Source organism: Deinococcus rhizophilus (genome assembly GCF_030271215.1).
GTDB lineage: Bacteria > Deinococcota > Deinococci > Deinococcales > Deinococcaceae > Deinococcus > Deinococcus rhizophilus.
The window spans coordinates 1-7487 of sequence record NZ_JASNGB010000144.1 but is presented as its reverse complement, the minus strand read 5'-3'; the positions used below and the strand labels follow the sequence as shown (position 1 = coordinate 7487).

Annotated in this window: 5 protein-coding genes; 2 read left to right on the top strand and 3 right to left on the bottom strand. The window is 70.2% G+C overall.

Annotation, left to right across the window (positions count from 1 at the left end; translation table 11 throughout):
- Nucleotides 1-206: 206 nt before the first annotated feature.
- Nucleotides 207-1481 carry a transcription termination factor Rho gene (gene rho, locus QOL99_RS13030; protein ID WP_407650183.1) on the bottom strand — a complete coding sequence of 425 codons (1275 nt, stop codon included), beginning with the start codon at nucleotides 1479-1481 and terminating at the stop codon, nucleotides 207-209.
- Complete coding sequence (gene fsa, locus QOL99_RS13025; RefSeq protein ID WP_285524433.1) at nucleotides 1478-2218, bottom strand: fructose-6-phosphate aldolase; 741 nt, start codon at nucleotides 2216-2218, stop codon at nucleotides 1478-1480. Before fsa ends, rho begins: the two co-directional genes overlap by 4 nt.
- A 519-nt stretch (nucleotides 2219-2737) precedes the next feature.
- Between fsa and ileS the strand changes: the two genes are divergently transcribed.
- Nucleotides 2738-6031, top strand: coding sequence for an isoleucine--tRNA ligase (gene ileS / locus QOL99_RS13020; RefSeq protein ID WP_285524431.1), 3294 nt, complete (start codon nucleotides 2738-2740; stop codon nucleotides 6029-6031).
- Between the two features lie 204 nt (nucleotides 6032-6235).
- Entirely contained in the window at nucleotides 6236-7006 is a 771-nt protein-coding gene (locus QOL99_RS13015) for a methyltransferase domain-containing protein (RefSeq protein WP_285524429.1), read from the top strand.
- Nucleotides 7007-7017: 11 nt separating this feature from the next.
- Here QOL99_RS13015 and QOL99_RS13010 read toward each other — a convergent pair.
- Nucleotides 7018-7487, bottom strand: a 470-nt coding sequence (locus tag QOL99_RS13010) for a DegV family protein (protein ID WP_285524426.1), incomplete at its 5' end; no start/stop codon positions are given.

Below are 7487 nucleotides of genomic sequence, written 5' to 3'. Positions count from 1 at the left end.
GCTCGGCGGGGCCGGGCAGGGGGGGGAGGCCAGGTTGCGCGGCTGCTGAGGGAGCCAGCAGCAGGGCCGCGAGCAGCAGCGGCCGGGTCAGCAGGGCACGGGTCAGGAGGGCAGGGTGCCCCGGGGGGGGCGGGGAGGGGAACTCACGCACGCGGACTCCAGGAACGGGCGGCTCCACCGGGGGGCGGGGCCGGGGAAAGAGGGGGTCAACCGGCGAGGCTGGCGAGGAATTCGACGTTGTTGCGCGTCTTGCCCATGCGCCCCAGCAGCATCTCCATCGCGTCGGCGGGGTCCATGTCAGAGATGACCTTGCGCAGCAGCCACATCTTCTTCAGGACTTCCGGCTGCAGCAGCAGCTCCTCGCGGCGGGTGCCGGACTTCAGGATGTCGAGGGCCGGGAAGATGCGGCGTTCTTCCAGCCTGCGCGAGAGGACGAGTTCGGCGTTGCCTGTCCCCTTGAATTCCTCGAAGATCACGTCGTCCATGCGCGAGCCCGTCTCGACGAGCGCGGTCGCCAGGATGGTCAGGCTGCCGCCCTCGCGGATGTTGCGGGCCGCGCCCAGGAATCTCTTGGGCCAGTGCAGCGCATTGGAATCCAGACCGCCCGAGAGGGTGCGGCCGGTGGGCGGCGTGACGAGGTTGTTCGCACGGGCGAGGCGGGTGATCGAGTCGAGCAGGATGACGACGTGCCCGCCTTCCTCCACGATGCGGCGGGCGCGTTCGTGAACGAATTCCGCGACCCGGACGTGGTGAGAGGGCGGCTCGTCGAAGGTGCTGGCGATGACCTGGGCGCCCTGCACGCTCTCGCGGAAGTCGGTGACCTCCTCGGGGCGCTCGTCGACGAGCAGCACCATCACCGTCACGTCGGGGTAGTTCTTGACGATGGAGTTGGCGACCTTTTTCAGCAGGGTGGTCTTGCCCGCTTTCGGCGGCGCGACGATAAGGGCCCTCTGCCCCCGGCCGATGGGCACCAGCAGGTCCACCACCCGCAGCGAGAGGCTGTCGTCCATCAGCGGGTCTTCCAGCACGAGCTGGTGGTCGGGGAAGGTGGGCGTCAGGTCGTCGAAGCGGGGACGCTTGCGGGCGGACTCGGGGTCCAGCCCGTTGACGGCTTCGACCTGCACCAGGGTGCCGTAGCGCTCGTTCTCGCGGGGCCTGCGGGCGCGGCCGATCACGTCGTCGCCGGTGCGCAGGTGAAACTGCTTGATCAGGCCCGCCGTGACGAGCACGCTGCGCGAGGCGGGGTCGAGCAGGTCCGATTGCAGGAAGCCGTAGCCGTCGGCGCTGATCTCCAGGTAGCCGCGGGCGAGCACCTGCCCCTCGGCCTCGGCCTGACGCTCGAGAATGGCGAGCGCCAGGGTGTCTTTTTTCAGCTTGCGGTAGTTCTCGATGCCCAGCCCGGCGGCGATCAGGTGCAGCTCGGGCAGGATCTTGTCCTGAAGCTCGTGGTAGGGCAGCGGGGCGCTCAGGGGCTGGGTCACTGCTGCGTGCCTCCCGGTGTTGATCCGCCCTGGGGAGTCACGCCGCCCCGCTGCGGGTTGGTGCCCGCCTCGCTTGCGGGCGTGTCACTGCTGGCCCCGGCCCGCTTGGCCCAGTCGGCCAGAAAGGCGTCGAGGCCCGCCTGGGTCAGCGGGTGCTTGATCATGGAGGTAAAGACCTTGTAGGGGATGGTCGCCACGTCCGCCCCGGCCAGCGCGGACTGCACGACGTGCTGCGGGTGACGGATCGACGCCGCGAGCACCTTGGTGGAGATGTCGCCCATCACGTAGGCTTCCTTGATCTGCCGGATCAGTTCCATGCCGTCCCAGCCGACGTCGTCCACCCGGCCCGCGAAGGGTGACACGTAAGTCGCCCCGGCGCGGGCGGCGAGCAGGGCCTGCGGGACCGAGAAGCAGAGGGTCACGTTGGTCTTGATGCCCTCGCCAGTCAGGGTGCGGCAGGCTTGCAGCCCGGCGGGCGTGAGCGGCAGCTTGACCACGACGTGCTCGCTCCAGCCCGCGGCCTCGCGGCCTTCCTTGATCATGCCCCCGGCGTCAAGGGCCGTGACCTCGGCGCTGATCGCCCCGCCGACGAGGGCGGAGAGTTCCTCGATCACTTCTCTAAAGTCGCGGCCCGAGGCGGCCACCAGGCTGGGGTTGGTGGTGACGCCCGAGAGGACGCCCCAGGCGTGAATCTCGCGGACCTCGTCCACGACGGCGGTATCGATGAAAAATTCCATGGTCGGCTCCTGGGAGGGAAAGGGGAGGATGAGCAGGGTGGGCGGCCCGCCCGCACGCGGGGCAGGCGACATGGGGCGATTGTATCCCCCGTGGTCATGTTCCGGTCAGGGATGGGCAAGCCAGGTCCTGCGGATTGACCCCGCCCATGCTGCCCGCCTACCATGAGCACCACTCCCTGCGGGGGGTGAGCAACGCGAAGGAAGCGACCGCGAGGCGAGTACGCGGGGAGACGGGCCCCTACGAGCGAGTCCGGGGTGGTGAGAGCCGGACGCAGGGCCGCCCCGCCGAAGATCCCCTCCCGCGCTGGCGGAAGAAAGGCCCCGCATCGCCGGGCCGAGTAGACCCGTCCGGACCGGCCCCCCGGCAGAGGGCCTGACCAGAGGCCGCTCCCAGGGGCGGTGAAGTTGGGTGGTACCACGCGCGAGAGTGTCCCCGGCGCGTCCCAGCAGCAGAGCTGGGGCGTGCCGTGGTTCGCTGTTCCTCACCCGCCGACGTTCCGAGCCTCCCAAGGAGTCCCCATGACGACCACCGAATCCAAGCCCACCTCCTCTTCCCCCACCCTTTTCGGGCCGGTTCCCTCACAGCCCAGCTTCCGTGAACTGGAGGCCGGAGTGCTGGAACGCTGGCAGCAGGAAGGCATCTTCGAGCGCACCCAGGAGCGGAGGGAAGGCCAGCCCGAGTTCGTCTTTTACGAGGGACCGCCCACCGCGAACGGGCGCCCGGCGCTGCACCACGTCCTGGCGCGCAGTTTCAAGGACCTCTTTCCGCGCTACAAGGTGATGCAGGGCTACCATGTCACCCGCAAGGGCGGCTGGGACACCCACGGCCTCCCGGTCGAGATCAGCGTGGAGAAGAAGCTGGGGCTTCAGGGCCGCAACCACGGGGCGAGCCGCGCGGAGCTGGAGGAATTCAACCGGCTGTGCCGCACGTCGGTGTGGGAAACCATTCAGGAGTGGAACACCTTCACCGAGCGGCTGGGCTACTGGGTGGACCTCTCAGACCCGTACATCACGTACCAGAACCGCTACGTGGAGAGCGTGTGGAACCTGCTGAAGCGGCTGCATGCGCAGGGCCTCGTCGCGCAGGACTACAAGGTGGTGCCGCTCTCCCCGCGCATCTCCACCACCCTCTCGAAGGCCGAACTGGGCGAAGTGGACAGTTACCGGATGGTGGACGATCCCAGCGTGTACGTGCGTTTCCCGGTGATCTGGGACACGCTGCCCGAGCGGGCACACGCGGCGCTGAGTGCACTGGGCGGGGAGGACCGGCAGGGGCTGGCGCTGGTGGTGTGGACGACGACCCCGTGGACCCTGCCCAGCAACACGCTCGCGGCGGTGAATGCGGACCTGACCTACGTGGTCGCGCGGGGAGCGGAAGGCGGGCCGATCATCGTGGCGGCGGATGCGGTGGAGCGGCTCTCGGGGCTGCACAAGGGTGCGGCGCCGCTGGAGGTGCTGGCCTCCTTCCCCGGCCGTGATCTGGAGGGCGTGGAGTACGAGCCGCCTTTCCCGGAGGTGGCCGTCGAGTTGGGCGTGCTGAAGGAGCTCCACGAGCGCAACGCGGACGGGCGCCCGGTGATGCACTTCGTCACGCTGGCGGACTTCGTGAGCGCGGCGGACGGGTCGGGCGTGGCGCACGAGGCCCCGGCGTACGGCGCGGAGGACCTCGAACTCGCCCGCCAGTACGGGGTGCCGCTGATGTTCGGGGTGGACGACCGGGGCATCCTGCAGGTGACGGGCGAGCGCGGCAAGTTCTTCAAGGACGCGGATAGGGGACTCGTCGCGGACCTCAAGGCGCGGGGCCTGATGTTCCACGCGGGGACCTTACGCCACCGCTACCCCTTCCACGACCGCACGGGCGACCCGATCCTGTACTTCGCCAAGAAGGGGTGGTACATCCGCACGGCGAGCATGTCGGGGCGGATGCTGGAGACCAACGAGGCGATCAACTGGGTTCCGCCGGGAATCAAGCACGGGCGCTTCGGCAACTGGCTGGAAGGGAACGTGGACTGGGCGATCTCGAGAGAGCGGTACTGGGGCACGCCGCTGCCCTTCTGGATGAGCGAGGACGGCGACCTGCGGGTGGTCGGCAGCGTGGCCGAGCTGTCGGAGCTGGCCGGACGCGACCTCTCGGAACTGGACCTGCACCGGCCGTATATCGACGACGTGACCTTCGAGCTGGGGGGCAAGACCTACCGCCGGGTGCCCGAGGTGCTGGACGTGTGGTTCGACTCTGGCTCGATGCCCTACGCGCAGTGGGGCCTGCTGACCGACGAGACGGGCGAGCGGGCGCTGCCGGGGTTCGAGGCGAACAAGACGCAGTTCGAGCGGCACTTTCCCGCCGACTTCATCTGCGAGGCCATCGACCAGACGCGCGGGTGGTTCTACAGCCTGCACGCGATCTCGACGATGCTGTACGACCAGCCCGCGTATAAGAACGTGATCTGCCTGGGGCACATCGTGGACGAGACGGGCGCCAAGATGAGCAAGAGCAAGGGCAACGTCGTGGAGCCGCTCCCGCTGTTCGACCGCTACGGGGCGGACTCGGTGCGCTGGTACATGTTCATGGCGTCGGACCCCGGCGACCAGAAGAGGTTCTCCGAGCGGCTGGTCGCGGAGGCGCAGCGCAGTTACGTGAACACGCTGTGGAACGTGTATTCCTTCTTCGTGCTGTACGCGAATCTGGACCGGCCGGGGCTGGAGGACGCGCCCGCCGTCTCCGAGCGCCCCGAGATGGACCGCTGGCTGCTCGCGCGGCTGGAGGAGACGGTGCGGGACGTGACGGCCAGCCTCGACGCCTACGACGCGCGGAGTGGGGGCCGGGCGCTGGAGCGGTTCGTGGGCGAGCTGAGCAACTGGTACGTGCGGCGCAACCGCAACCGCTTCTGGGGCGAGGGGGGACAGGTGGACCTGAGCGCCTACGCGACCCTGCACGAGGCGCTGCTGACCGTCTCGCAGCTCACCGCGCCCTTCACCCCCTTCCTGGCGGAGTCGATGTACGGGAACCTCACGCGGGGGCAGGGGGCGCAGAGCGTTCACCTCACCCGCTGGCCGCAGGTGCGCCCGGAGCGGCTGGACGAGCGCCTGACCGCTGAAATGGCCGCCGTGATCAAGGTGGTCGACCTGGGCCGGGCGGTGCGCGGAGCACACAACCTCAAGACCCGGCAGCCGCTGGCGAGCGCCACGGTGCGGGCGGGCACGCCAGAGCTGCAAGGCGCGCTGCGCCGCTCCCAGACGCAGATCATGGAGGAACTGAACGTCAAGGCGGTGACCTTTCTGGAGGGCGTGACCGACCTCGTGGAGTACAGCCTGCGCCCGAACCTCCCCGTGATCGGCAAGGTGTACGGCAAGGCGCTCCCCTCTGTGCGGGCGGCGCTGGCGGCGGCGGACGCGGCGGCGGTGGCCCGCGCGGTGCAGGCCGGGGAGAGCTTCACGGTGGAGGCGGGGGGGCAGAGCTTCGAACTCACGCCCGATGGGGTTCTCGTGGACGCGAAGGCCCCGGAAGGCGTCGCGGCCGCCGAGGACGCCGGATTCCTGGTCGCCTTCGACACGGCGCTCACCCGAGAACTGGTGCAAGAGGGCCTGGCCCGCGACCTCGTGCGCGGTATTCAGGAGGCGCGGAAGGCGGCGGGCTTCGAGGTGCAGGACCGCATCCGCCTGTCGCTGGAGCTGTCCGGGGACGCGCGGGAGGCGGCCGAGGTCTGGCGCGACTTTATCGCCGGGGAGGTGCTGGCCGGGGAACTGACCTTCGGGCCGGGCGAAGGGTACGCAGCGGAGGTTGAAGGGGGCACGGCCCACCTGACGCGGATTTGAGGGCGTGAGCGGGAAGGGGGCGGGCCTGTGCTGTGCGGGTCCGCCCCTTTGGGTGGAGCGGGTCGGAGGCCAGTCCTGCGCGGACGAGCACCGCGCCCTTGCCATGGAGGCGCGGGAGAACGGCTCAAGCCAGGAGCGGAAGCTGCCGCGCCTGTCACCCCTGCGGTACGTACACTTCTTGCGCGGTCAGGCTACGCTGCTCTGGTGGCCTGGAATTCCGACCTCTACCACCGCTACCGCGAGGCCCGCAGCGCCCCGGTGGATGACCTTCTGGCGCTGGTTCCCGGTCTCCCCTACCGCGACGTGGTGGACCTGGGATGCGGGACGGGGGAGCCTACGCGCAGGCTGGCGGAGCATTTCCCGGACGCGCGGGTCCTGGGCCTGGACAGCAGCGCGGAGATGCTGGCGAAGGCGGACGCCTCCGGGCAGCCGAACCTGCGCTTCAGGCAGGGGGATCTTCTGGAACTGACGGGCGAGTACGACCTGATCTTTTCCAACGCGGCGCTGCAATGGCTGCCGGACCACCCGGCGCTGCTGGCGCGGCTGTGGGAGCGGTTGCGGCCCGGCGGCGTGCTGGCGGTGCAAGTTCCGGCCAACCATGACCACGACAGCCACCGCCTGCTGACCGGGACGGCGGAGGCGTTCGCGGCGGAGCTGGGCGGCTTTACCCGCTTCGGCACGGCGCACGGGGCCTCCCCGGTGCTGACACCCGCCGCCTACGCGGAAGTGCTGGACGCGCTGGGGGCGGCCGAGGTCACGGCGCTGAGCAAGGTGTATCCGGTCGTGCTGCCGGGCGCGGAGGGGGTGCTGGACTGGACGCGGGGCACGGCGCTGGTGCCCTACCTGTCACGGTTGGGCAGGGCGGACGCGGCGCGGTTCACCGCCGCTTACCTCGCGCGGCTGCGGGAGCGGTGGCCGGGTGAGCGGGTCTATTACGCCTTCACGCGGGTGCTGTTCACGGCGCGGCGGGGGTGAACCCCCGGTTCTCACGCGAGCACCGGCCGGGCCATCAGGCCGTAGGTGCCGGGGCCGACGTGGGCGCCGATCACCGGGCCGAGCAGTTGCAGTCGGCCCTGGGCCACGTTCAGACGGCTGGCCTGCACGGCGGCCCGCAACTCGGCGATCCGGGCGGGGTCACGTCCCGCGTGTCCGATGGTCACCGCGACAGGTTCGCGCCCGAACTGCGCTTCGAGGTGCGCGAGGATGTCCCCGGTCGCCTGCGCGGCCCGCACCCGGCGCACGGCCTGCAGGCGTCCGGCGTCGAAGCGCAGCACGGGCCGCACCCCCAGCATGTTGCCGATGAATTCCTGCGTGCGCGACAGCCGTCCGCCCCGGCGCAGGTACTCCAGCGTGGGCACGGTGAACTCGGCCAGCAGGCTGCCCTGCACCCCGGCCACAGCCTGCCGCGCCGCCGCGAGGTCCCCGCCCCGGCTCACGGCTTCCCGCGCGGCGAGGG